Here is a 22,199-nt window from a genome sequence, read left to right as displayed (position 1 = left end):
CCACCCATGGACACCAACGAACCGGGCCATCCGCCCGGTGCCGCGGCCGATGCGACCGAGGCCCTGGTCTCGGGCAGCGGCAGTTACGACCTGCTGAAGAAGCGCCTCGAGACCCAGGGCGAGGGCCTGCTGAAGAAGGCGCGCGCGCTCAACGAGAAGCGGCTGGCCGAGTTCGGCCGCTCCGAGCAGTCGCTGGTGCTGCGCACCCGCGCGCGCACCGAGAACAACGCCGTGGCGCGCGACATCGTGCGCATCGGCGACCTGCTGCTGTTCGGGTACAACGTCTTCATCGGCCTGCGCAAGGAAACCGCGGTGGGCGACGTGTTCGGCCTCTACCGCATGGCGCAGCTCGGCGCGCCCGATGCCGACGAGCTGCAGCCGGTGCCGATCGCCGGCACCTTCCTCGAGGACGCGCGCTTCGCCTCCGACTTCCGCGAGCTCTACGCCTACTACAAGCAGGCCACGCTGCTGCAGCTGCGCGTGACGCAGGACAAGCTGCTGGCCGCGTTCCAGATCGGCCAGCAGCTGCACGACGTGCGCGTGTTCCGCTGGGCCATCGAGCGCGACGGCTCCATCCACTACATCGACAACCGCGGCGAGCGCGACATCGCGCTGCCGGCCAGCCACGACTTCGAATGGACCGTCGCCACGCGCGAGGACCACGTGGGCGGCAAGCATCCGCACGTGAACGTGCTCGACACCGTGTTCGTCGAGACGCTGGGCGGCGACCTCACGATCAAGGTCGAGAACAACACCGAGACCGGGCTGGGCATCTACAACGAACCGGTGGAGGACCGCAGCCAGTCGCTGACCGATGCCGAGATCGCCTGGGCCAAGCTCGGCATGCTGATCCTGCTGCGCGTGAAGCCCTACCGCGAGCAGGTCACGCGCTACCTGGTGTTCAACATCCGCACGCAGCAGGTCGAGCGCATCGACGCCATCGGCGGCTCGTGCGTGCAACTGCCCGAGGACCACGGCATCATCTTCCCGGGCGGCTACTACCTGCAGTCGGGCGAGCACAAGCGCTTCGACCTGCCGGCCGACATGGTCGGCAGCCTGCGCTTCAAGCGCATGCTGCGCTCGCCCAACGGCGAGGACGTGGCCTATGTCTTCTACGACCCCAAGCCCGGGCGCTACGCGCTGTTCAACTACAACCTGATCGACAAGACGTTGGCCACGCCGATCGTCGCCAACGGCTATGCGCGTTTCGCCGACGGGCGCATCCTGGTGTTCAACGGCGACGAGAACGAGCCGACCCGCGTGCACCCGATGCAGCTGTGGCAGACGCCGTTCGCGAGCGAGGAGCATGCCGGTGCCCAGCCGCCGGCCACCGGCTTCTTCGGCAAGATCGGCAATGCCGAGCTGGTGCGCGGCGTGTCGGACCTCATGGGCATCGCGCGCGCAGTGCGCGAACAGGCGCCCACGCGCGCCGCCTACGAGGACCTGATTCGCCAGTGCACGCGCGTGAGCGATGCCTACTTCTGGCTCGACTCGCCCGAGACCGACAACCTCTCGGGCGAGCTGCGCAGCATCGCCGAGGTGGCGCGCGGCACGCTGGCCGAGTTCGAGAAGGTCGACACCATCCGGCGCGAAACGGCGCGCGCGCTGGCGCAGGCCGAGGCCGAGCAGCATGCGCTGCTGGTCGACATTGCCAGCACGCTGTGGCGCGCGCCCGACGACTTCGTCAAGGCGCTGGCGCGGTTGCGCGAGCGTCGCGGCCAGCTGCAGATGCTCAAGGAGCTGCGCTACGCCGACCTGCCGCGCATCGCCGCGATGGACGCCGCGCTCGAGACCGAGCAGCAGCGCATCGGCGAGCGCGCGATGCAGTTCCTGGCGGCCGACACCGCCTTCGACGGCCAGCGCCAGGCACTCGACAAGCTCGCGCTCGAGCTGCCGCAGCTCGGCACTTCGCCCGCACTCGGCAAGCTGCTCGCCACCCTCGACGAGCAGGCCGCGGGCCTCGACCTGCTGACCGAGCAGCTCGGCAGCCTGCCGGGCGGCGACGCGGTGGTGCGCACCTCGATCCTCGACCGCATCTCGCTGATCTACGCCGACATCAACCGCATGCGCGCCGATGCGCGCGCGCGCCGCAAGTCGCTGGGCGCGAACGAGGCGCGCGCCGAGTTCGGCGCCCAGTTCAAGCTGTTCGGCCAGGCGGTGGAGAACGCGCTCGAGTTCGCCGACACGCCCGAGAAGTGCGACGACGCGCTCACGCGCCTCTTGGCCCAGCTCGAGGAGATCGAGGGCCGCTTCGCCGAGCAGGAGGATTTCCTGGCCGACATCGCCGAGAAGCGCGAATCGGTCTACGAGGCGCTGTCGGCCCGGCGCCAGACATTGGTCGAGGGACGCCAGCGGCGCGCCAAGGGCGTGATCGACGCGGCCGGCCGCATCCTCGACGGCATCGCGCGCCGCGTGGCGCAGTTCGGCGAGTTGGGCCAGGTCCACAGCTACTTCGCGGCCGATCCGATGATCGCCAAGCTGCATGCGCTGATCGCCGACCTGCGCGCGCTCGGTTCGGCGGTGCCGGCCGACGAGCTCGACACGCGGCTGAAGACCGCGCGCGACCAGGCGCTGCGCGCGGTGCGCGACAAGCGCGAGCTGGTGAGCGAGGGCGGCGACACGCTGCGGCTGGGCCGCCATGCCTTCACCGTGCACCGGCAGCCGATCGATCTCACGCTGGTGGCGCATGGCGAGGGCCTGGCCTACCAGGTCACGGGCACCGACTACCTGAGCCCGGTCAACGACGAGCGCCTGCTGCCGCTGCGGCGCTACTGGAACCAGGCGCTGGTGTCCGAGACGCCCGCGCTGTCGCGCGCCGAGTACCTGGCCGGCTGCCTGCTCGAGGCGCTGCTCCAGGGCCGGGCCGAGCGCAACTGGGCCGAGCTGCTGGCGCTGCTGGCCGAGAACCCGCTGCATCCCGAGCTGCTGGAACTGGTGCGCCGCTTCGCCGCGCCGCGCTACCAGGAGGGCTACCAGAAGGGCGTGCACGACGAGGACGCGCTGCGCCTCCTGGCCGCGCTGGTGCCGATGCAGGACGAGGCCGGCCTGCTGGCCTGGGGCCCGACCGAGCGCGCGCTGGCCTTGCTCTACTGGCAGCACGGCCACCTGGTGGCGATGCGCGAATCGATGCAGCGGCGCGCGCGCGCCGCGCTGCAGATGCAGGAACTGTTCGGCCGGCGCGATGCACTGGCGCAGCTCGAGGCCGACATGGCGCGCGTGCTGCGCCACTTCGCGCAGGAATTCCTGCCCGACCTGCTGCCGCTGCCCGAGCCTGCCGCCGACGACGCGGCGCTCGAGGCGCACCAGGACGAGGTCACCACGCTCTGCGGCCGCGCCGGCGCCTACCTGGTGCGCGAGCTCGCGAGCGCGCAGGGCGGCGAGCACTGGGTGGTGTCGGGCGCGGGCGAAGACCTCGCCACCGCGCTGCTGCGCGAGCTCGAGCGCGGCGGCCGGCGCGAGGCCTGGCAGCACGACCTCGACAGCGCGCCGCCGCCCGAGCGCTGGCGCCTGGCGCGCGACTGGGTGCGCGCCTATGCGCTGCACCAGTCGCCGCAGTCGCTGGCCTGGGTCGACGACGCGGCCAGCGTGCTCGCCATCCCGGTGCAGCGGGTGCGTGTCAACGCGGCGCTCGACCGCACGGTCGAGGGCCTGCGCGGCGAGCATCCGCGCGTGGCCGAGGGCCGCGTCACGCTCAACCTCAACGACTTCTGGCGCCGCTTCCAGTTCCATGCCGCGCACGCGGTGCCCGACTTCCAGGCGCTGCACGCGCTGCGCCACGAACTGCTCGCGCACGAGAAGACGCGGCTCAAGCTCGGCCAGTTCCAGGCCAAGCCGCTGTCGACCTTCGTTCGCAACCGCCTGATCGACGAGCTCTACCTGCCGATCGTGGGCGACAACCTCGCCAAGCAGATCGGCGCGGCGGGCGAAGGCAATCGCACCGATCGCATGGGCCTGCTGCTGCTGATCTCGCCGCCGGGCTACGGCAAGACCACGCTGATGGAGTACGTGGCCGACCGGCTCGGGCTGATCTTCGTGCGCATCAACTGCCCGGCGCTGGGCCATGGCGTCACGGCCGTCGATCCGGCCAGCGCGCCCAACAGCGCGGCGCGCCAGGAGCTCGAGAAGCTCAACCTGGGCCTGGCGATGGGCAGCAACGTGATGCTGTACCTCGACGACATCCAGCACACCAGCCCCGAGTTCCTGCAGAAGTTCATCGCGCTGGCCGACGGCACGCGCCGCATCGAGGGCGTGTGGAACGGCGAGCCGCGCAGCTACGACATGCGCGGCAAGCGCTTCGCGATCGTGATGGCGGGCAACCCCTACACCGAGTCGGGCGACGTGTTCAAGATCCCCGACATGCTCGCCAACCGGGCCGACATCTACAACCTCGGCGACGTGCTCTCGGGGCGCGAGGCCGCGTTCGCGCTGTCCTACATCGAGAACAGCCTCACGGCCAACGCCACCCTGATGCCGCTGGCCTCGCGCGATCCGAAGGACGTGCAGCTGCTGGTGCAGATGGCGCAGGGCCAGGAGGTGCCGAGCAGCGCGCTGTCGCATCCCTACAGCGCGGTCGAGCTCGAGGAGATCAAGGGCCTGCTGCAGCGCCTGTTCCGCGTGCGCGACCTGCTGCTCAAGGTCAACCTCGCGTACATCGAGTCGGCCGCGCAGCAGGAGCACTACCGCGCCGCGCCGCCGTTCAAGCTGCAGGGCAGCTACCGCAACATGACCAAGCTCGCGGGCAAGGTCACGGCGCTGATGCGCGACGACGAGCTCGATGCGCTGCTGCGCGACCACTACCGCGGCGAGGCCCAGACGCTGACCACCGGCGCCGAGGAGAACCTGCTGCGGCTCGCGCAGCTGCTCGGCAGCCCCACGGCCGAGGAGGCCGCGCGCTGGAGCGCGATCTGCGAGGAGTTCGTGCGCCGCCGCAAGCTCGGCGGCGACGATGCCGACGCCAGCCAGCGCATCACCAGCGGCCTGCTCGACGTGGCGCGCGCGGTCGATGCGCTCAAGCCGCCGCCGCCCGAGGCGCCGGCCGAGCCGCAGCCGGAGACGCCGAGCGAGAGCCAGCGCCTGGCCGAGGCCATGCTGCAGATCGCCGTGACCTACCGCGAGCTGATCCTGCCGCTGGTCACGGCCACCGAGCGCCGGCTCGAGCTCGACCGCACCATCCGCCACGACATGGAGCGCCTCGCGGCCGAGATGCAGAGCGCGAAGGCCGCGGCGAAGCGGCCTCCGGCCAAGCCGGAGAAGGACCAATGAGCACGCCACCTGCCGAGCGGCACGACGCGCTGCCGGTGCTGCTCGCGCAGCTCGATGCCGCCATGGCGGACCACCGCCTGAGCGACGACGAGCGGCGCGTGCTGGTGCACACGCTGCGCGAGGCCTCGCCGCCCGAGGACGGCCTGCGTCAGCTGCGCAACCGGGCCTTCGACCTGGTGCGCGCGCGCACCGCCGATCCGCAGCAGCTCGGGCTGCTCAAGTGGCTCGAGGGCGTGGTGCGCGCCATCGACGTCGGCCGTTCGCCCGGCACCGCCGACGGCGCCGCGCCGCGCTCGCAGGTGTTCTTCAGCCCGGGCACGGCCTGCCTGCAGGCCATCGTCCAGCAGCTGCGCGGCGCGCGCCGCAGCGCCGACCTCTGCGTCTTCACGCTGTCGGACGACCGCATCAGCGACGAGGTGCTCGCGGCCCATCGGCGCGGCCTGCGCGTGCGGCTGGTGACCGACAACGACAAGGAATACGACCTCGGCAGCGACGTGGGCCGGCTGCGCAACGCGGGCATCCCGGTGGCGGTCGACCGCACCGATGCCCACATGCACCACAAGTTCGCGATCTTCGACGGCGCCTGGCTGCTCAACGGCAGCTACAACTGGACCCGCAGCGCCAGCGAGTTCAACGAGGAGAACCTGGTGCTGAGCAACGACGCCACCTTGCTGCGGCGCTTCGCCGACGAATTCGACACGCTGTGGCGCGAACTGCAGGAAGACCGATGAGCCGACGCATCGACTACGACTGGGAGCTGCCGCCCGCCATGCTGCAGCGGCTGGGCCGCGACAGCTACGGCGCGCAGCGCATCGTGCACGAGGACGGCCACCTGCTGGTGATCCTGCACGAGCCGCCCGCGGGCAGCGGCAGCGAGCGCCGTCATTCGGTGTTCCTGCGCAAGCCCGATGGCGGCTGGTTCCACAAGGGCAGCACGCCGGGCGAGCGCGCCTTCGCGAAGCTGCTCGAGAGCTACCGCGCCGCGCTGGTCACCTTCGAGCAGCGCCACGAGGCGGCCGCGGATGCCGAGGCCCTGTTCCAGATCCTCGGGCCGCTGATCCCGCTGTCGCGCGCGGCCGCCAACCTGCAGGCCACCTTGCAGGCGGCGCGCGAGGCGGTGAAGGACGATCCGCTGCTGGTCGACCTGCGCGACCGCGCGGTCGAGATCGCGCGCGGGCTCGAGCTGCTGCTGGCCGACACCCGCATGTCGCTCGACTTCCGCCTCGCCCATGCGGCCGAGGCGCAGGCGCGCGCGGCCCTGGAGGCCACGCGCGCGCAGCACAAGCTCAACACCATCGCCGCGCTGACCTTTCCGCTGATGGCGATCGGCGCGGTCTTCGGCATGAACCTGCACAGCGGCGCCGAGAACCTGCCGGCCTGGGTCTACTGGGCGATCTTCCTGGCCGGCCTGCTGATGGGGCTGATGCTGCGTGGCTGGGTCAAGGCGCCTGAAGCGGCCGGGGCGGCCGTGTCGGCGGATGGCAAGGCGAAGGCCTCGATCGCGCCGAAGAAGAAGTAGGGCCGCCGGCGCTCAATCGCGCCAGACCATCTCGAAGGTCTCGCACAGCACCGGCATGCGCAGGTCGGGCGTGCGGCCGATGCGCTCGCACTCGCCGCTGAAGTACTGCCAGTGGCCCTCGCGCCAGTAGCGCAGCGAACCGTCGCCCTCGGCCTCGACCGCCGCGAAGTCCGCGCCGACCTCCTCGAAGGGCATGACCACCACCGCGCGCGTCTCGATCACGCACAGCGGCCGGCCGTGCCAGTCGGTCACCACGCTGAGGTCGCCGGGGCGCGGCCGCGGGCGGCCCGTGGCGGCGAAGGACCATTCGAGGCTGGCCGTGCCGCGCTTGCGGCCTTCGAGCACGAGCTGCGCGAGCTCGGTGGCGCCGGCCTCGTTGTCGTCGAAGTGGAAGGCTTCGCAGAAGCGCGAAGCGGCCTCGCTGCCGAGGGCGGCCTCGAAGCGTTGCCAGAAGGGAAGGATCTCGTCGGGGATCGCCATGCGCGTGCCTGCCAAAGGGGGCAGAGCATAGCGAAGAATGAGCGCTGAATGAGGGACGCCGTGGGCGCATCCTGCGATGCGTGCGGCGCGGCGCCTCTCGTTCAGCCCTGGCGCGGTGCCAGGGTCAGGCGCGCACGCCGAGCACCGACAGGATGACGGCGGCCAGCGTCAGCGCGACCGGTGCCTTGTGCACGGCGAGCACATGGGCATGCGCGGCCAGGCGCGATTGCAGAAGGGCCTTTTCGGAATGAAGAGCTGTGGTCATGAGACGACTCCTTGAACAGTGACGCGGACACCGTGTCCGCATGACTGCAACGATAGTCCTGCGAAAGCGCCATGGTTCGTGCCTTTCATCGACACGGCGTTTCCGTTTCGGCAACGATCCAAAGGAACCCGGCGCGCGCGAAACGATCGGGGCGTGGTCCCGTGAGATCGCGGTCAGGCAGGGGTCAGCCAGCGATCAGCTTCTGCACCAGCTCCGCCGTGGTGGCCGCCGCGTACTTGCGCATGAGCCGCGCGCGGTGCAGTTCCACCGTGCGGTGGCTGATGCCCAGCGCCTTGCCGATCTCCTTCGAGGTCAGGCCGCGCATCACCTGGGCCGCCACCTCGCGCTCGCGCGGCGTGAGCTGGGCCTTGGTCGCGCGGCGCGAGCCCAGGTCCTCGAAGGTCCAGATGCCCGACTCGTGCGGGATGGCGCGGTTCATCGCATGGCCGGTGACGTGGCACCAGAAGGTCTCGCCCGCGATCGCGCCGTGCAGGCTGCCGAGGCGGCGCATCATGCGGTTGTCGGCATAGTGCCCGCTGGCATTCATGATCGGCTCCATGCGCTTGCCGATGCGCTCGAACTCGGCGAGGCTGGGGTAGAGGATGCTGAACGAATGCCCCACCAGCGCGGAGGGCGTTGCGCCGAAGATCTCGCACACGCGCTGGTTGCAGGCCACGATGGCGCGGTGGCGCGACACCACCATCCCGACCGGGGCATGCTCGAAGGCAAGCCGGTAGTCGATGTCGGGCGTTGCCGCCTCAGCCTTGCGATCGGTCGTCTCCTGCATCGGGGGTCACCATTACGAAATACTACGTATGCGGGTACGTAGTATCGTTCAGGGCTTTCCCACCCACTCTCGACACAGCCATTCAAGGAGCACGAGTGAACAAGATCTATCCCTCCGCCGAGGCGGCGCTCAAGGGGGTCGTGGCCGACGGGCAGATGCTCGCGGTCGGCGGCTTCGGCCTGTGCGGCATTCCCGAGGCGCTCATCGAGGCGCTCAAGGATTCCGGCGCGCAGAACCTCACCGTGATCTCGAACAACGCGGGCGTCGACGGCTTCGGCCTCGGCAAGCTGCTCGAGACGCGCCAGATCAAGAAGATGATCGCCTCCTACGTGGGCGAGAACAAGGAATTCGAACGCCAGTACCTGGCGGGCGAGCTCGCGCTGGAATTCACGCCCCAGGGCACGCTGGCCGAGAAGCTGCGCGCCGGCGGCGCCGGCATCCCGGCCTTCTTCACCAAGACCGGCGTGGGCACGCAGGTCGCCGAGGGCAAGGAACTGCGCGAGTTCGACGGCGAGACCTACGTGATGGAGCATTCGCTGGTGCCCGACGTGGCGCTGGTCAAGGCCGACGTGGCCGACAAGTCGGGCAACCTGCGCTTCCGCCTGACGGCGCGCAACTTCAATCCCGCGGCCGCGATGGCCGGCAAGATCTGCATCGTCGAGGTCGAGAAGATCGTCGAGGTGGGCGAGCTGGCCCCCGACGACATCCACCTGCCGGGCATCTACGTGCACCGCCTGGTGCTCAACGCCACGCCCGAGAAGCGCATCGAGAAGCGCACCGTGAGCGCCGGCGTCGATGCCGCGGCCGCCAAGGTCGAGGCCCAGACGGCGATCGCCCAGGCCGCCGCCGGCAGCGAAGTGCCGGCCAAGGTCGTCAACAAGAAAGAAGGAGCCTGAGATGCCCTGGACCCAAGACCAGATGGCGGCGCGCGCCGCGCAAGAGCTGGAAGACGGCTTCTACGTCAACCTCGGCATCGGCATCCCGACGCTGGTGGCCAACCACACGGGCACCAAGGAAGTCTGGCTGCAGAGCGAGAACGGCATGCTGGGCATCGGCCCGTTCCCGACCGAGGACCAGGTCGACGCCGACCTGATCAACGCCGGCAAGCAGACCGTCACCACGCTGCCGGGCTCGGCGATCTTCGGCAGCCACGACAGCTTCGCGATGATCCGCGGCGGCAAGATCAACCTCTCGATCCTCGGCGCGATGCAGGTGAGCACCCAGGGCGACCTCGCCAACTGGATGATCCCGGGCAAGATGGTCAAGGGCATGGGCGGCGCGATGGACCTGGTGGCCGGCGTGAAGCGCGTGATCGTGCTGATGGAACACGTGGCGAAGAAGAAGGACGGCACCGAGGACTTCAAGATCCTCGAGAAGTGCACCCTGCCGCTGACCGGCGTGGGCGTGGTCGACCGCATCATCACCGACCTCGCCGTGATGGACGTGGTGCCCGAGGGTCTCAAGGTGATCGAGCTCGCGCCCGGCGTGAGCTTCGATGCGCTGCAGGCCAAGACCGGCGCCAAGCTGATCCAGTAAGGCGAAGGCAGGTACGACAAACGAAGGGCAGGGCCGCGCGAGCGGGCCCTGCCTTTTTTCATTGGAGAGAACGAAAGATGAGCGCGAGCGACATCCTCCACGACCTCTGGCGCCAGGCCGGCCTGCCGGCCGACGCACTGCCGCTGGCGCGGCTCACGGGCGCCGACCCGGTGCTGCCGTCGTCCTTCGCGGTCGGCGCGGCGGCGCAGGGCAGCATCGCCGCGGCCGCGCTGGCGGCCTGCGAACTAGGCCATGCGCGCGGCGTGCCGCGGCAGGCGGTCGCGGTCGACATGCGCCATGCCGCGCTCGAATGCACCGGCTGGTTCAGCCTCGACGGCCGCGTGCCCGAACTCTGGGACGCGTTCTCGGGCCTCTACCGCACGGCGGACGGCTGGGTGCGCATCCACGCCAACTTCGCGCACCACCGCGAAGGCGCGCTGCGCCTGCTGGGGCTCGATCCCGCGACGGCCGTGCGCGCCGATGCCGAGGCCGCGCTGGCCGGCTGGCGTGCGCTCGACTTCGAGCAAGCCGCCGCCGCGCGCGGACTGGTGGCCACCGCGCTGCGCCGCTTCGACGAATGGGATGCCACGCCGCAGGGCCGCGCGATCGCCGCGCAGCCGCTGTTCACCATCGAGCGCATCGGCGACGCGGCACCGCTTGCATTGCCGCCGCTGCGCGAGGACCAGCGGCCGCTCGCGGGCCTGCGCGTGCTCGACCTCACGCGCATCCTGGCCGGCCCGGTCGGCGGGCGCGCGCTCGCGGCCTACGGGGCCGACGTGCTGCTGGTCAATTCGCCGCGGCTGCCCAACATCGAGGCCATCGCCGACACCAGCCGCGGCAAGCTGTCGACGCATGTCGACCTGCGCACCGACGAAGGACAGGCGGCACTGCGCCGGCTGGCCGGGGATGCGCATGTGTTCGTGCAGGGCTACCGGCCCGGCGGCCTCGAGGAGTTGGGTTTCGGGCCGGCGCAGCTCGCGGCGCTGCGGCCCGGCATCGTCTGCGTCTCGCTCACGGCCTATGGCACGCAGGGCCCGTGGGCCGGCCGCCGCGGCTTCGATTCGCTGGTGCAGACCGCCATGGGCTTCAACCAGGCCGAGGGCGAGGCGGCCGGCGACGGCAAGCCGAAGCCGCTGCCGATGCAGATCCTCGACGAGGCCACGGGCTACCTGATCGCCTTCGGCGCGGCCGCCGCGCTGCATCGCCAGCAGCGCGAGGGCGGCAGTTGGCTGGTGCGCGTGTCGCTCGCGCAGACCGGCCACTGGCTGCGCGGACTCGGCCGCGTGCCCGGCGGGCTCGCCACGGCCAGGCCCGATATCGCGCCCTATGTGGAAACCGAGCCCTCGGGCTTCGGCGAGCTCGCGGGCCTGCGCCACAGCGCGCTGCTCGCGCGCACGCCTGCCGCCTGGCCGCGGCCCTCGATGCCGCCGGGGAGCCACCCCGCGGAGTGGCCTTAGGCCCCGAGCGCTGCGCGCACCTTGTCGCCTAGGCCGCGCAGCCGCTCCACCGGCTCGTTCGAGAACACGAAGCGCAGGTACTGCGCGCCATGGGTCTCGCCCCAGCCCTGCATGGCGGTGGCGCAGACGCGCGCCTTCAGCAGCCGCTCGGAGAGAGTCTGGCCGTCGATGCCGAAATCGCTGGCGCGCAGAAGCATCGACCAGCCGCCGGCCGGCACGCCCACGGGCAGGCCGCGCAGTTCGTCGAGCAGCGTGTCGCGCCGCCGTTCGAGTTCGGCCACGTAGGGCGCCAGCGTGCGCGGCGATTGCGCGAGCGCGGTGGCGACCGCGTCCTGCGCGATGCCCACCGGCACCACCACGTTGGCCAGCGACACCGCCACCAGGTCGGGCATGTAGCTCTCGGGCGCCACGGTCCAGCCCACGCGCCAGCCGATCATGCGCAACTCCTTGGCCGACGAGCCCACGGTGATGGTGCGCTCGGCCATGCCGGGCAGCCCAGCCGGATGGATGAGCTCGCGGCCGTCGAACAGCAGCCGCTCCATCGCGGCGTCGAGGATCAGCGTCAGGTCGTGCTGCGCGCACAGCGCGGCGATCGCGCGCCAGTCGTCGGCGTCGAAGAAGCCGCCCGAAGGCATCGAGGGCGACATCAGCAGCATGGTGCGCACGCGCGGGCCCATGGCGGCGCGCAGCGCCTCGCGGTCGAGCTTCCATTCGCCGCCGGGCGTGAAGCGAAACGGCACGTACTTCGGCGTGCCGCCCGCGAGCCGGATGCGATTGAGCAGGCCGGCATAGGTCGGGTCGGTCACCAGCACCTCGTCGCCGACCTCCACCGTGGCCAGCAGGGCATTGAGGATGCCCGAGAGCCCGCCGGCCGAGATCACGCAATGGCGCGCCTCGTAGGCCACGCCCGAGAGTTCCGACACATGGCGCGCCGCGACTTCGCGCAGCCGCGCCTGGCCGACGAAGGGCAGGTAGCTGTTGTCGGCGTCCTCGGTGGCGGCGCGCACGGTGCGCGCCACGGCTTCTGCATCGGGCGGGATGTCGACGTCGAGGTTCTCGAGCCGTAGGAAAGGCGGGCCCTCGGCGTCGTCGGCGATGGCGCCCATGCGGTCGACGCCGATGCCGGCGATGTGGGTCAAGCGGGCGGGGCGGTGGCGTGGCATGCGGGCGTCTCCTGGCAGGCGTTGTCTGCGCATTCTGCGGCCGGCGCGCGCGCGTTCACACCCCCAGGCTGGCCGCGAGTTCGTGGAAGATGCGGTAGAGCGCGGGCTGTTCCTCGAAGCCGATGCCCGGCGACTCGGGCAGGGTGGCGCGCCCGTTCTCGATGCGGACCTCGCGGCTGAAGCCGCCGAAGGGGCCGAACAACCCCGGATAGGACTCCGCGCTGCCGAGCCCCAGCCCCGCGGTCGCATGCAGCGACATCAGGTTGCCGCCGTGCGGCACGATGTTCTCGCGCGCGACGCCGTGCGCCCGTGCCAGCGCCACGATGCGCTGCAGCTCGAGCAGGCCGTAGGCCAGCGGCGGATCGGGCTGCAGCACGACGCGGCCTTCGAAGCCGCCGTAGCGCAGGAAGTTGGCGACCTCCTCGTGCGAGAACAGGTTCTCGCCGCCGGCCACGGTGCCCGCGTAGGCCTCGCTCACCGCGCGGTAGGTCTCGAAGTCGGCCGGGTCGCAGGGCTCCTCGAGCCAGCGCAGGCCGTAGGGCGCGATGGCGCGCGCGAAGGCCAGCGCCTCGTCGCGCCCGAAGGCGCAGCTCGCGTCGAGCGCCAGCCGCGAACCCGACCCCACCAGCGCCAGCACCGACTCGATGCGCCGCAGCTCGGCGGCCAGCGGCAGGCCGCCGGCCTTGATCTTGACCTCGGTATAGCCGGCATCGATGTGGCCGCGCACCTCGTCGCCGAGCCGGGCCAGGTCGTCGTGCTCGCGGTAGAAGCCGCCGCCCACGTAGCAGCGCACCGAGCGCGCGGGTTCGATGCCGGGCTCGCCCATGCGCTCGGCCAGCACCCGGTACAGCGGCAGGCCGCGCATCTTGCCGACGATGTCCCAGAGCGCGAGTTCCAGCGTGCCGACCGCCATCGAGCGTTCGGCATGGGCGCCGGCCTTCTCGCGCCGCAGCATCAGGTCGAGCGCGCGTTGCGGGTCGACGATGCCGCTGTCGGGGTCGTTGAGTTCCGCGGGCGTGGCACGCAGCAGGCGCGGGATGAAGCGCTCGCGCAGCGGTCCGCCGCAGCCGTAGCGGCCGAAGGAGTTGAAGGCATGGCCGACGACGCGGCGGCCGTCGCGGAACTGGTCGGTGACGACGGCCACCACGCTGGCGGTGATCTCGCTGAAATCGATGCGCGCGTTGCGCAGCGAGGAGGCGATGGGAACGGTGCGTTCCGCGATGCTGAGGATCTTCATGGGCGGTGCGGCCTCAATCGACGACGGCGCCGGTGCTCTTCACGATCGGCCCCCACTTGTCGTACTCGGCCTGGATGAAGGCGCCGAAGCGCTCGGGCGTGCCGTGCACAGGCGCGCTGCCGAGCCGCGCGATCTGCTCGCGCACGGCGGGCGTGTCGAGCGCCTGGCGCGCGGCCTCGTTGAGCCGCTCGACGATGGCGCGCGGCGTGCCCGCCGGCGCCATCAGGCCGTACCAGGCGAGCGCCTCGTAGCCGGGCACGCCGGCCTCTTCCATCGTCGGCACCCCGGGCAGCAGCGGCGAGCGCTGGCGGCCGGTGACGGCCAGTGCGCGCAGCCGTCCGGTCGCGAGGTTGGGCATGGCCGAGACCATGCTGTCGATCGCGAAGTCGATCTGCCCGCCCATCAGGTCGGTGGCCATCGGCGCCTGGCCCTTGTAGGGCACGTGCGTGAGCGTCACGCCGGTCATCGAACCGAGCAGCACCGCCGACAGGTGCTGCGGCGTGCCGTTGCCGGACGAGCCGAAGCTGTACTTGCCGGGGTTGGCCTTCAGCAGCCGCAGGAACTCCGCCGCGCTGCGCGCCGGGTTCGCGTCGTTGACCTCGAGCACCAGCGGCACCGCCGCGAGCTGCACCACCGGCACCAGGTCCTTGAGCGGGCGATAGGGCAGCTTCGGATAGAGCCAGGGGCTGATCGCCAGCGGCCCGCTCGAGGACAGCAGCAGCGTGTAGCCGTCGGGTTTGGCCTTGGCCACGAAGTCGGTGCCGATGTTGCCGCCGGCGCCGACCCGGGCCTCGATCACCAGCGGCTGCCCGAGCGCGGCCTGCAGGCGCGGCGCGAGCAGGCGCGCGAGGGCATCCGAGGGACCGCCGACCGGGTACTGGATGACGACGCTGATGGGCTTCGAGGGATAGGCCTGCGCGGCGGCCGGCGGACTCGCGGCGACGGTGGCGAACAGCGCGAGCGCGGTGGCCAGGCGGGCGAGGGGGTGGGGATGGATCTTCATGCTTGTCTCCTTTTTGGGTGTCGATGGAAAAGCGTCAGCGGTGGACGCGGGGATTCGTGGTCTCGATGGCCTCCACGAGGCGCGCGATCTCGTCCTCGTCCGTGAGGTAGTGCGGCGTGAGCCGCAGCACGCCCGGCAGGCCCGCGACCTCCAGTGCCCAGCGCGCGTGCTGCGGGCCGACGAAGGAGGCGTGGACGCCCGCGTCGGCGAGGCGGCGGACGAAGGCCGCGCCATCGCCGAAGGCCTCGGGCAGGCGATAGGTCAGCAGCGCGCTGCGATCGGGCAAGCCGGCCTCGAGCGGCTGCCAGCCGAAGCGCTCCTGCAGCGCCTGCGCGAGGCGCTGGCGCACCCGCGCGTTCTGTCGCGCGATGCGCGCGGGGTCGACCGCGAGCGCGTAGTCGCAGGCCGCGCCCAGAGCCAGCCGCAGGCCCGGATGGAACTCGTGGCCCTCGAAACGCCGCGCATCGGACCAGGGCTGCAGGCGCTCGGCCTCCAGCCACTGCGCGCCGGCCACGTCGATGGCATCGGGTGTGCCCAGCGCTTCGAGCGCGCGCTGCGACAGGCACAGCACGCCCGCGCCGCGCGGGCCGCGCAGCCATTTGCGCGTGGGGAACACCAGCACGTCGCAGCCCAGGGCCTGCATGTCGACCGGCCCCTGGCCCACGGCATGGCTGGCATCGAGGAACAGCAGGCCGCCATGCGCATGCACGCAGCGCGCCACGCCGTCCATGGGCGTGGCCACGCCCCAGGCGGTCGGCACGGCGGCGAGCGAGACCACGGGGCGGCGGCCGGTGGGTACGCGGCGCAGCGCGTGATCCAGGCGCTGCGTCAGCGGTGTCGCGCCGGGCCGCGTGCCGATCGCCGAGAAGCCGAGCCGCTGCTGGCGCGCCGCATTCAGCAGGTAGAGCGCGTTCGCGCCGTATTCGTCGTGGGTCGTGATCACATGGGGTGCGTGGGCCGCGCTCATCGCGGTGGCCCAGGCCTGGCTCGCGGAACCGAGCAGCGCGACCTGGTGCGGCTGCGCATTGACCAGCCGCGCCACGCTGTCGCGCACCGCGTGCAGCGCGCCCGCATGCCGTTCTGCGGCGCGGTGCGTGCCCAGCGTGCGCTCGGCCTCGAGCCAGGCCTGCCATTGCGCATGCACGGGTTCGGGCGGCAGGCTCGCCGAGCCGTGCGCGAAGTGCGCGGGGGGCGCGCCGGCGCCCCAGGCGGGCGTGTCACGGCGCAGGCGTGCGAGCTCGGCCTCGGTGAAGGGCGCTGCCGCGACCGGCTCAGTGGCGATCGCTGGCATCGACGTCGAGTGCGGCGAGATCGAAGGACTGGTCGCGCAGCGCCTGCCGCAGCGACTCCTGCCGTTGCGCATCGAGCGCCTCGAGCGGCGGCCGCACGCGCGCCCATTGCGCGTCGCCCGTGGCCATCGCGATGGCCGACTTCATGGCGGGAATCAGCGGATGGGCCGCGAACTTCGCGCGCACCGCGTTGAGCGCCGCCTGCCGCGCGTCGGCATCCGCGTCCTGCCACGTGTCGAACAGGCGCACGATGGCGCGGGGGTTGACGTTCGCGGTGGCCGAGATGCAGCCCGCGCCGCCGTGGCGCAGGGTATCGAGCAGGATGGTCTCCGTGCCCGCGAAGACGTCGAAGCCCTCGGGGCCGAACTGCGCGATGGTGCGCGCGGTGTAGTCCCAGTCGCCGCCGGTGTCCTTCATGCCGGCGACCGTGCCGGGGTAGCGCTTGAGCAGGCGCTCGACCAGTGCGTGGGAGAAGCCCACCTGCGCCACCGGCGGGATGTGATAGAGGTACAGCCGCAGGCCGCTGTCGCCGACCCGCTCGATCACTTCGCTGAAGAAGGCGAACAGGCCGTCGTCGGTGACGCTCTTGTAATAGAAGGGCGGCAGCGCCAGCACGCCGGAGCAGCCATGGTCGACCGCGCAGCGGGTGAGCCGCACCGCGTCGGCCAGCGAGCAGCTGCCGGTGCCCGGCAGCATGCGCGCGGCGGGCACGCCCGCGGCCACGGCCTGCCGCAGCAGCTCGATGCGCTCGTCGACCGAGAGCGAGTTGCCTTCGGAATTGGTGCCGAACATCGCGAGTCCGCAGTCCTGCGCCACCAGCCAGCGGCACAGCCGCAGGAAGCGCGCGGCGTCGGGCTTCAGCGCGGCGTCGAAGGGGGTGAGGACCGGGGCGAGCACGCCGCGAAGGCGTTGGGGAGTGGGGGACGGCATCTGGATTCCAGCAAGGGTTCGGGGTGCCGGAATTCTTGGGGGCCGAGGCCTCCAGCGGGTTGCCGATCGGGCGCCGGGTTTTGCGAAAGCCGCAAAAGATCGGAATGCCGAAGTAACCAAGCCTCAGTGAGGCGAAAGTAGACTCGGATGGCCGCCCACTTTTGAGAAAGCCGCAAATGATCGACCTGGTCAGCCTGAAGGATTTCCTGGTCCTGTGCCAGACGCGCAGCTTCAGCCGCGCCGCCGAGCGCTGCCATGTGTCGGTGTCGGGACTGAGCCGGCGCATCCAGGGGCTCGAGCAGTGGATCGGCGCGCCGCTGTTCGACCGGCGCACCGCGGCGCTCGAGCTCACGCAGCCTGGCGAGCGGCTGCAGGCGATCTCCTCCGAGGTGGTCTATGCGCTGGAGGGGTTGCGCAAGTCGATCAAGGCCGATGGCGAGGACCGCCAGCTGCGCATCCGCTTCGCGGCGCCCCACATCATGTCGGCCGTGTTCTTCCCCGACTGGGTGCCGCGGCTGCACAACGACTTCCGCAGCGCCAAGTTCAGCGTCAGCTCCGACAACCTGCCCGAGTGCTTCGAGATGCTGGCCGAGGGCTCGGCCGACTACGTGGTCGCGCTGTTCGACGAGGCCGGCGCCGTGGCCGCGCGCGCGGGCTCGGCCTGCGAGGCGGGCGACTGCCTGTCGCTGGAGCTGGGACGCGAACGGCTGGTGCCGGTGAGTGCGCCCAATGCCGCGGGCGGGCCGCTGTTCGACCTGCGCGATCCCGCGGGCGGGCCCGTTTCCTTCCTTGGCTATGCCGAGGAATGCCACCTCGGCTGGTCGCTGGCGCCGCTGCTCGAGCGCCATGGCGAACTGCGGCTGCAGCGCCACCACGAGGCCAGCCTGACCGACGGGCTGCGCTTCATGGCGCTGTCGCGGCTGGGCGTGGCCTGGCTGCCGCAGGCGCTGGTGCGCGAGGACCTCGATGCCGGGCGGCTGGTGCGAGCCGGTGGCACCGCGCTCGAGGTGCCGCTGCGCTTCATGCTGATGCGCCGGCGCGCGCCGCTGGCCGAGCAGGCCGAGCGGCTGTGGCGCCATTTGGGGGAGCTGGTGCGGGCCGAAGCGCCCGCACGAGGCGAGCCGGCGCTGGAGGGCGTGGCTTAGGCGCCGGCATCGGGCAGCAGCAGGTCGCGCTGTGCCTGCGCCGTCTGCTGCAGGAACTCCCAGGTCGCCTTCATGCGCGCCAGGTGCTTGGTCTCGGCGGGCATCGACATCCAGAAGGTGCGCGTGAAGTTGGCCTGGCCCGCCAGCACCGGCTGCAGGCTGCCGTCGCCCTCGGCCAGGAAGGCCGGCAGCACCGCGATGCCCGCGCCCGCGGCCACCGCGCGGTGCTGCGCCAGCACGCTGGTGCTGCGCAGCGCGAAGCTGTCGGGGCGGTGCAGTTCGTCGAGGTACTGCAGCTCCTTGCTGAACAGCAGGTCGTCGACATAGCTGATGAAGGTGTGGCCGCGCAGGTCCTCGCGCGTGGCGATCGGCTTGTGCGCCGCGAGGTAGGGCTTCGAGGCGTAGAGGCGCAGCGTGTAGTCGCTGAGCTTGGTGACCAGCACTGGCCCGCGCGCCGGCCGCTCGAGCGAGATCACGATGTCGGCCTCGCGCCGCGACAGGTGCACCAGCCGCGGCATCGCGAGCAGGTCGATGGTCAGCCGCGGATGCTGGCGCGCGAACAGCGCGAGCTGCGGCGCCAGCACCGCGGTGCCGAAGCCCTCGGTGGCGCCGATGCGCACCAGCCCCGACAGCCCTTCCTGCGAGGCCGGTGCCGTGCTCTCGACTGCGAGGAAGGCGCTTTCCATCGCCTCCACCTGCGGCTGCAGCCGCCGGCCGGCCTCGGTGAGCCGGTGCCCGCCGGCCTCGCGCGCGAACAGCGGCGCGCCCACCTCCTTCTCGAGCGCCTGGATGCGGCGCGCCACCGTCGTGTGGTCGACCTCGAGCCGGCGCGCGGCGCTCATCAGCGTGCCGGAGCGCGCGAGTTCGAGAAAGAAGCGAAGGTTGTCCCAGTCCATGTGTTCCTCCGGGCGGCGCCGCCGCCGGCGCCTTGGTTCGGGCGATCTGCATTTATGCAAAACCCCAGCGCAATTTTGTCTATTGTCATAGCAAAACTGCAAAGCTACGATGCCCGCTGTTCCGCCGCCTTCGGCACCGCATTCACAGGAGACAAGCACATGGACGCCAGCACCCAGCCCTCGACCCAGATCGCCACCGTCAAGCTCTTGATCGGCGGCAAGTTCGTCGAGTCGAAGACCACCGAATGGCGCGACATCGTCAACCCGGCCACGCAGCAGGTGCTGGCCCGCGTGCCCTTCGCCACGCAGGACGAACTCGACGCCGCCGTCGCTTCGGCCAAGGACGCCTTCAAGACCTGGCGCAAGACCCCGCTCGGCGCGCGCGCCCGCATCTTCCTCAAGTACCAGCAGCTGATCCGCGAGAACATGGCCGAGCTGGCCGCGATCCTCACGGCCGAGCAGGGCAAGACCCTGCCCGATGCCGAGGGCGACGTGTTCCGCGGCCTCGAGGTGGTCGAGCACGCCTCGAACATCGGCAACCTGCAGCTCGGCGAGCTGGCCAACAACGTGGCCAACGGCGTCGACACCTACACCCTGCTGCAGCCGCTGGGCGTGTGCGCGGGCATCACGCCGTTCAACTTCCCGGCCATGATCCCGCTGTGGATGTTCCCGATGGCCATCGTCACCGGCAACACCTTCGTGCTCAAGCCCTCGGAGCAGGACCCGATGGTCACGATGCGCCTGTGCGAACTCGCGCTCGAGGCCGGCATCCCGGCCGGCGTGCTCAACGTGGTCCATGGCGGCGAGGCCGTGGTCAACGGCATCTGCGACCACAAGGACATCAAGGCGATCAGCTTCGTCGGCTCGACCAAGGTCGGCACCCACGTCTACAACCGCGCCACCCTGGCCGGCAAGCGCGTGCAATGCATGATGGGCGCGAAGAACCACGCCATCGTGATGCCCGACGCCAACAAGGAACAGACGCTCAACGCGCTGGCCGGCGCGAGCTTCGGCGCCGCGGGCCAACGCTGCATGGCGGTGTCGGTGGCGGTGCTGGTGGGCGACGCGCGCAAGTGGGTGCCCGAGCTGATCGAGAAGGCCAAGACCCTGAAGATCGGTGCCGGCACCGAGAAGGGCGTGGACGTGGGCCCGCTGGTCTCGTGCGCGGCGCACGACCGCGTCAACAGCCTGATCGAACGCGGCCTGGCCGACGGCGCCGAGCTCGCGCTCGACGGCCGCAAGCCCAGCGTGCCCGGCTACGAGAAGGGCAACTTCGTCGGCCCGACGATCTTCACCGGCGTGAAGCCCGGCATGACCATCTATGACCAGGAGATCTTCGGACCGGTGCTGTGCGTGGCCGACGCCGAGACCATCGACGAGGCCATCGAGCTGATCAACAGCAACCCGAACGGCAACGGCACCGCGATCTTCACGCAGTCGGGCGCCGCGGCGCGCCGCTTCCAGGAAGACATCGACGTGGGCCAGGTCGGCATCAACGTGCCGATCCCGGTGCCGGTCCCGATGTTCTCGTTCACCGGTTCGCGCGCCTCCAAGCTCGGCGACCTGGGCCCGTACGGCAAGCAGGTCATCATGTTCTACACCCAGACCAAGACCGTGACGGCACGCTGGTTCGACGACAGCACCGTCTCGCACGGCGTCAACACCACCATCAGCCTCAAGTGAGGAAGCGCCTTCGCGTCGCGGCCTGGGGCGCGGTGGCGACGCTCGCGCTGCTCGCCGGCGGCGCGCGGGCGGCCGCCGACGCCGGCGCGGACGACTGCGATCCCAACGGGAACCAGCAGCAGATGAATGCCTGCGCGGCGCGCGATTTCCGCGCCGCCGATGCGGCGCTCAACATCCGCTATGGCGAGGTGATGAAGACGCTGTCGCCGCAGATGCGCACCGCGCTGCGCAACGAGCAGCGCGCCTGGCTCAAGGGCCGTGACCCGGCCTGCAAGCGCGCCTCGAAGGCCAACGAGGGCGGCTCCATGTGGCCGCTGGTATTCAATTCATGCCTGGAGAAATCGACCCGGAAACGGACCGCCGAACTGGATCGCTGGAAGGGTCGCGAACAATGAACTTCGAACTGTCCGAAGAGCAGAACGCCTTTGCGCAGAGCGCGCGCGATTTCGCGCAGGCCGAATTCGCGCCGCATGCGGCGCAGTGGGACGCCGAGGCCTTCTTTCCGAAGGAGGCCATCGCCAAGGCCGGCGAGCTGGGCTTCTGCGGCCTCTACGCGCCCGAGCGCATCGGCGGCCTCGGCCTGCCGCGGCTCGATGCCGCGCTGGTGTTCGAGGAGATGGCTGCGGTCGATCCGTCGACCACGGCCTTCATCACCATCCACAACATGGCGACCTGGATGCTCGGCACCTGGGCCACCGATGCGGTGGCGCAGCAGTGGGGCGAGGACCTCACGAGCGGACGCAAGCTGGCCTCGTACTGCCTCACCGAGCCGGGCGCCGGCTCGGACGCGGGCTCGCTCAAGACGCGCGCCGAGCTGCAGGGCGCCGAATACGTGATCAACGGCGGCAAGGCCTTCATCTCGGGCGCCGGGTCCACCGACGTGCTGGTGCTGATGGCGCGCACTGGCGGCGCGGGCGCCAGCGGCATCTCGGCCTTCGCGGTGCCGGCCGACGCGCCCGGCGTGAGCTACGGCAAGAAGGAGCACAAGATGGGCTGGAACAGCCAGCCCACGCGCACCATCAATTTCGACAACGTGCGCATCCCGGCCGAGAACCTGCTGGGCAAGGAAGGCGAGGGCTTCCGCATCGCGATGAAGGGGCTCGACGGCGGGCGCATCAACATCGCGACCTGCTCGGTGGGCGCGGCGCAGGGCGCGCTCGACGCGGCGCGCCGCTACCTGCACGAGCGCCAGCAGTTCGGCAAGCCTATTGCCAGCTTCCAGGCGCTGCAGTTCAAGCTGGCCGACATGGCGACCGAGCTGGTGGCCGCGCGCCAGATGGTGCGGCTGGCCGCGAGCAAGCTCGACGCCGGCCATGCCGACGCCAGCACCTATTGCGCGATGGCCAAGCGCTTCGCGACCGATGCGGGCTTCAATGTCTGCAACGACGCGCTGCAGCTGCACGGCGGCTACGGCTACCTCAGCGAGTTCCCGCTCGAGCGGCTGGTGCGCGACACCCGCGTGCACCAGATCCTCGAGGGCACCAACGAGATCATGCGCGTGATCGTTGCGCGAAAATTGCTGGAAGGGGACAGCGATATCCGCTGAC

At 70.9% G+C, this 22,199-nt stretch carries 19 protein-coding genes; 10 read left to right on the top strand and 9 right to left on the bottom strand.

The features are described from left to right. Positions 1-6: 6 nt before the first annotated feature. The 3 genes from BM109_RS17495 to BM109_RS17485 are packed head-to-tail and all read left to right on the top strand — an operon-like array spanning position 7 to position 6,781. Positions 7-5,262 carry a DNA repair ATPase gene (locus tag BM109_RS17495; protein ID WP_093344784.1) on the top strand — a complete coding sequence of 1,752 codons (5,256 nt, stop codon included), beginning with the start codon at positions 7-9 and terminating at the stop codon, positions 5,260-5,262. Further along, a complete protein-coding gene (locus BM109_RS17490) occupies positions 5,259-5,993 on the top strand; it encodes a phospholipase D-like domain-containing protein (RefSeq protein ID WP_093344782.1) in 735 nt (244 codons plus the stop codon). The genes BM109_RS17495 and BM109_RS17490 overlap by 4 nt, the downstream gene beginning before the upstream one ends. Continuing rightward, on the top strand, positions 5,990-6,781 hold the full coding sequence (locus BM109_RS17485) for a hypothetical protein (protein ID WP_256222621.1): 792 nt from the start codon (positions 5,990-5,992) through the stop codon (positions 6,779-6,781). The genes BM109_RS17490 and BM109_RS17485 overlap by 4 nt, the downstream gene beginning before the upstream one ends. A 12-nt stretch (positions 6,782-6,793) precedes the next feature. Here the strand turns inward: BM109_RS17485 and BM109_RS17480 are convergent, their stop codons facing one another. The 3 genes from BM109_RS17480 to BM109_RS17475 form a co-directional block, all read right to left on the bottom strand. Further along, the gene (locus BM109_RS17480) at positions 6,794-7,261 is read right to left on the bottom strand and encodes an ASCH domain-containing protein (RefSeq protein ID WP_093344778.1); all 468 of its coding nucleotides are present in this window, start codon (positions 7,259-7,261) and stop codon (positions 6,794-6,796) included. Positions 7,262-7,385: 124 nt separating this feature from the next. Next, positions 7,386-7,526 carry a hypothetical protein gene (locus BM109_RS41230; RefSeq protein WP_172705439.1) on the bottom strand — a complete coding sequence of 47 codons (141 nt, stop codon included), beginning with the start codon at positions 7,524-7,526 and terminating at the stop codon, positions 7,386-7,388. Positions 7,527-7,710: 184 nt separating this feature from the next. Next, complete coding sequence (locus BM109_RS17475) at positions 7,711-8,313, bottom strand: LuxR C-terminal-related transcriptional regulator (RefSeq protein WP_057595047.1); 603 nt, start codon at positions 8,311-8,313, stop codon at positions 7,711-7,713. Between the two features lie 95 nt (positions 8,314-8,408). Between BM109_RS17475 and BM109_RS17470 the strand changes: the two genes are divergently transcribed. From BM109_RS17470 to BM109_RS17460, 3 genes are all read left to right on the top strand, one after another. Next, positions 8,409-9,209: a CoA transferase subunit A gene (locus BM109_RS17470; protein ID WP_093344776.1), complete on the top strand. Its 801-nt coding sequence runs from the start codon at positions 8,409-8,411 to the stop codon at positions 9,207-9,209. Position 9,210: 1 nt separating this feature from the next. Continuing rightward, the gene (locus BM109_RS17465) at positions 9,211-9,849 is read left to right on the top strand and encodes a 3-oxoacid CoA-transferase subunit B (protein WP_057595049.1); all 639 of its coding nucleotides are present in this window, start codon (positions 9,211-9,213) and stop codon (positions 9,847-9,849) included. Positions 9,850-9,926: 77 nt separating this feature from the next. Further along, complete coding sequence (locus BM109_RS17460) at positions 9,927-11,306, top strand: CoA transferase (protein WP_093344773.1); 1,380 nt, start codon at positions 9,927-9,929, stop codon at positions 11,304-11,306. Here the strand turns inward: BM109_RS17460 and BM109_RS17455 are convergent. Genes BM109_RS17455 through BM109_RS17435 form a run of 5 tightly spaced genes read right to left on the bottom strand, consistent with a single transcriptional unit; the run spans position 11,303 to position 16,895 of the window. Next, the gene (locus BM109_RS17455; RefSeq protein WP_093344771.1) at positions 11,303-12,469 is read right to left on the bottom strand and encodes a pyridoxal phosphate-dependent aminotransferase; all 1,167 of its coding nucleotides are present in this window, start codon (positions 12,467-12,469) and stop codon (positions 11,303-11,305) included. The genes BM109_RS17460 and BM109_RS17455 overlap by 4 nt on opposite strands. A gap of 55 nt (positions 12,470-12,524) precedes the next feature. Then, positions 12,525-13,706: an enolase C-terminal domain-like protein gene (locus tag BM109_RS17450; RefSeq protein ID WP_093344768.1), complete on the bottom strand. Its 1,182-nt coding sequence runs from the start codon at positions 13,704-13,706 to the stop codon at positions 12,525-12,527. A gap of 13 nt (positions 13,707-13,719) precedes the next feature. Then, the gene (locus BM109_RS17445; RefSeq protein ID WP_093344764.1) at positions 13,720-14,709 is read right to left on the bottom strand and encodes a Bug family tripartite tricarboxylate transporter substrate binding protein; all 990 of its coding nucleotides are present in this window, start codon (positions 14,707-14,709) and stop codon (positions 13,720-13,722) included. A 34-nt stretch (positions 14,710-14,743) separates the two neighbouring features. After that, positions 14,744-16,000 carry an aminotransferase class V-fold PLP-dependent enzyme gene (locus BM109_RS17440; protein WP_093344760.1) on the bottom strand — a complete coding sequence of 419 codons (1,257 nt, stop codon included), beginning with the start codon at positions 15,998-16,000 and terminating at the stop codon, positions 14,744-14,746. Then, positions 15,981-16,895, bottom strand: a complete 915-nt coding sequence (locus BM109_RS17435; protein WP_371268818.1) for a dihydrodipicolinate synthase family protein — start codon at positions 16,893-16,895, stop codon at positions 15,981-15,983. The genes BM109_RS17440 and BM109_RS17435 overlap by 20 nt, the downstream gene beginning before the upstream one ends. Positions 16,896-17,104: 209 nt before the next feature. Here BM109_RS17435 and BM109_RS17430 point away from each other — a divergent pair, with 209 nt between their 5' ends. Then, positions 17,105-18,073 (top strand): LysR substrate-binding domain-containing protein, encoded by a 969-nt coding sequence (locus BM109_RS17430; protein WP_093344755.1) that lies wholly within the window; start codon positions 17,105-17,107, stop codon positions 18,071-18,073. On the opposite strand, the gene BM109_RS17425 is transcribed toward BM109_RS17430, so the two are convergent. Beyond that, positions 18,070-18,969 carry a LysR family transcriptional regulator gene (locus BM109_RS17425; RefSeq protein WP_093344752.1) on the bottom strand — a complete coding sequence of 300 codons (900 nt, stop codon included), beginning with the start codon at positions 18,967-18,969 and terminating at the stop codon, positions 18,070-18,072. The two genes, BM109_RS17430 and BM109_RS17425, sit on opposite strands and share 4 nt — an antisense overlap. Before the next feature lie 159 nt (positions 18,970-19,128). On the opposite strand from BM109_RS17425, the gene BM109_RS17420 reads away from it, so the two are divergent. From BM109_RS17420 to BM109_RS17410, 3 genes are read left to right on the top strand one after another with little or no spacing between them, the layout of a single operon-like run. Next, positions 19,129-20,652: a CoA-acylating methylmalonate-semialdehyde dehydrogenase gene (locus BM109_RS17420; protein WP_093344750.1), complete on the top strand. Its 1,524-nt coding sequence runs from the start codon at positions 19,129-19,131 to the stop codon at positions 20,650-20,652. A 32-nt stretch (positions 20,653-20,684) separates the two neighbouring features. Then, positions 20,685-21,047, top strand: coding sequence for a lysozyme inhibitor LprI family protein (locus BM109_RS17415; RefSeq protein WP_256222620.1), 363 nt, complete (start codon positions 20,685-20,687; stop codon positions 21,045-21,047). Next, positions 21,044-22,198 (top strand): acyl-CoA dehydrogenase family protein, encoded by a 1,155-nt coding sequence (locus BM109_RS17410; protein ID WP_093344745.1) that lies wholly within the window; start codon positions 21,044-21,046, stop codon positions 22,196-22,198. Before BM109_RS17415 ends, BM109_RS17410 begins: the two co-directional genes overlap by 4 nt. Position 22,199: the final 1 nt, after the last annotated feature.

This window comes from Variovorax sp. PDC80 (assembly GCF_900115375.1).
Classification (GTDB): domain Bacteria; phylum Pseudomonadota; class Gammaproteobacteria; order Burkholderiales; family Burkholderiaceae_C; genus Variovorax.
The sequence above is the reverse complement of the archived record's forward strand: the minus strand, read 5'-3'. Positions and strand labels throughout refer to the sequence as shown.

Bases quoted from the DNA above. Each gene is read 5' to 3' on its own strand.
- BM109_RS17495 (WP_093344784.1), top strand. From the start codon at position 7: ATGGACACCAACGAACCGGGCCATCCGCCCGGTGCCGCGGCCGATGCG.
- BM109_RS17490 (WP_093344782.1), top strand. From the start codon at position 5,259: ATGAGCACGCCACCTGCCGAGCGGCACGACGCGCTGCCGGTGCTGCTC.
- BM109_RS17485 (WP_256222621.1), top strand. From the start codon at position 5,990: ATGAGCCGACGCATCGACTACGACTGGGAGCTGCCGCCCGCCATGCTG.
- BM109_RS17480 (WP_093344778.1), bottom strand. From the start codon at position 7,261: ATGGCGATCCCCGACGAGATCCTTCCCTTCTGGCAACGCTTCGAGGCC.
- BM109_RS41230 (WP_172705439.1), bottom strand. From the start codon at position 7,526: ATGACCACAGCTCTTCATTCCGAAAAGGCCCTTCTGCAATCGCGCCTG.
- BM109_RS17475 (WP_057595047.1), bottom strand. From the start codon at position 8,313: ATGCAGGAGACGACCGATCGCAAGGCTGAGGCGGCAACGCCCGACATC.
- BM109_RS17465 (WP_057595049.1), top strand. From the start codon at position 9,211: ATGCCCTGGACCCAAGACCAGATGGCGGCGCGCGCCGCGCAAGAGCTG.
- BM109_RS17460 (WP_093344773.1), top strand. From the start codon at position 9,927: ATGAGCGCGAGCGACATCCTCCACGACCTCTGGCGCCAGGCCGGCCTG.
- BM109_RS17455 (WP_093344771.1), bottom strand. From the start codon at position 12,469: ATGCCACGCCACCGCCCCGCCCGCTTGACCCACATCGCCGGCATCGGC.
- BM109_RS17450 (WP_093344768.1), bottom strand. From the start codon at position 13,706: ATGAAGATCCTCAGCATCGCGGAACGCACCGTTCCCATCGCCTCCTCG.
- BM109_RS17445 (WP_093344764.1), bottom strand. From the start codon at position 14,709: ATGAAGATCCATCCCCACCCCCTCGCCCGCCTGGCCACCGCGCTCGCG.
- BM109_RS17440 (WP_093344760.1), bottom strand. From the start codon at position 16,000: ATGCCAGCGATCGCCACTGAGCCGGTCGCGGCAGCGCCCTTCACCGAG.
- BM109_RS17430 (WP_093344755.1), top strand. From the start codon at position 17,105: ATGATCGACCTGGTCAGCCTGAAGGATTTCCTGGTCCTGTGCCAGACG.
- BM109_RS17425 (WP_093344752.1), bottom strand. From the start codon at position 18,969: ATGGACTGGGACAACCTTCGCTTCTTTCTCGAACTCGCGCGCTCCGGC.
- BM109_RS17420 (WP_093344750.1), top strand. From the start codon at position 19,129: ATGGACGCCAGCACCCAGCCCTCGACCCAGATCGCCACCGTCAAGCTC.
- BM109_RS17410 (WP_093344745.1), top strand. From the start codon at position 21,044: ATGAACTTCGAACTGTCCGAAGAGCAGAACGCCTTTGCGCAGAGCGCG.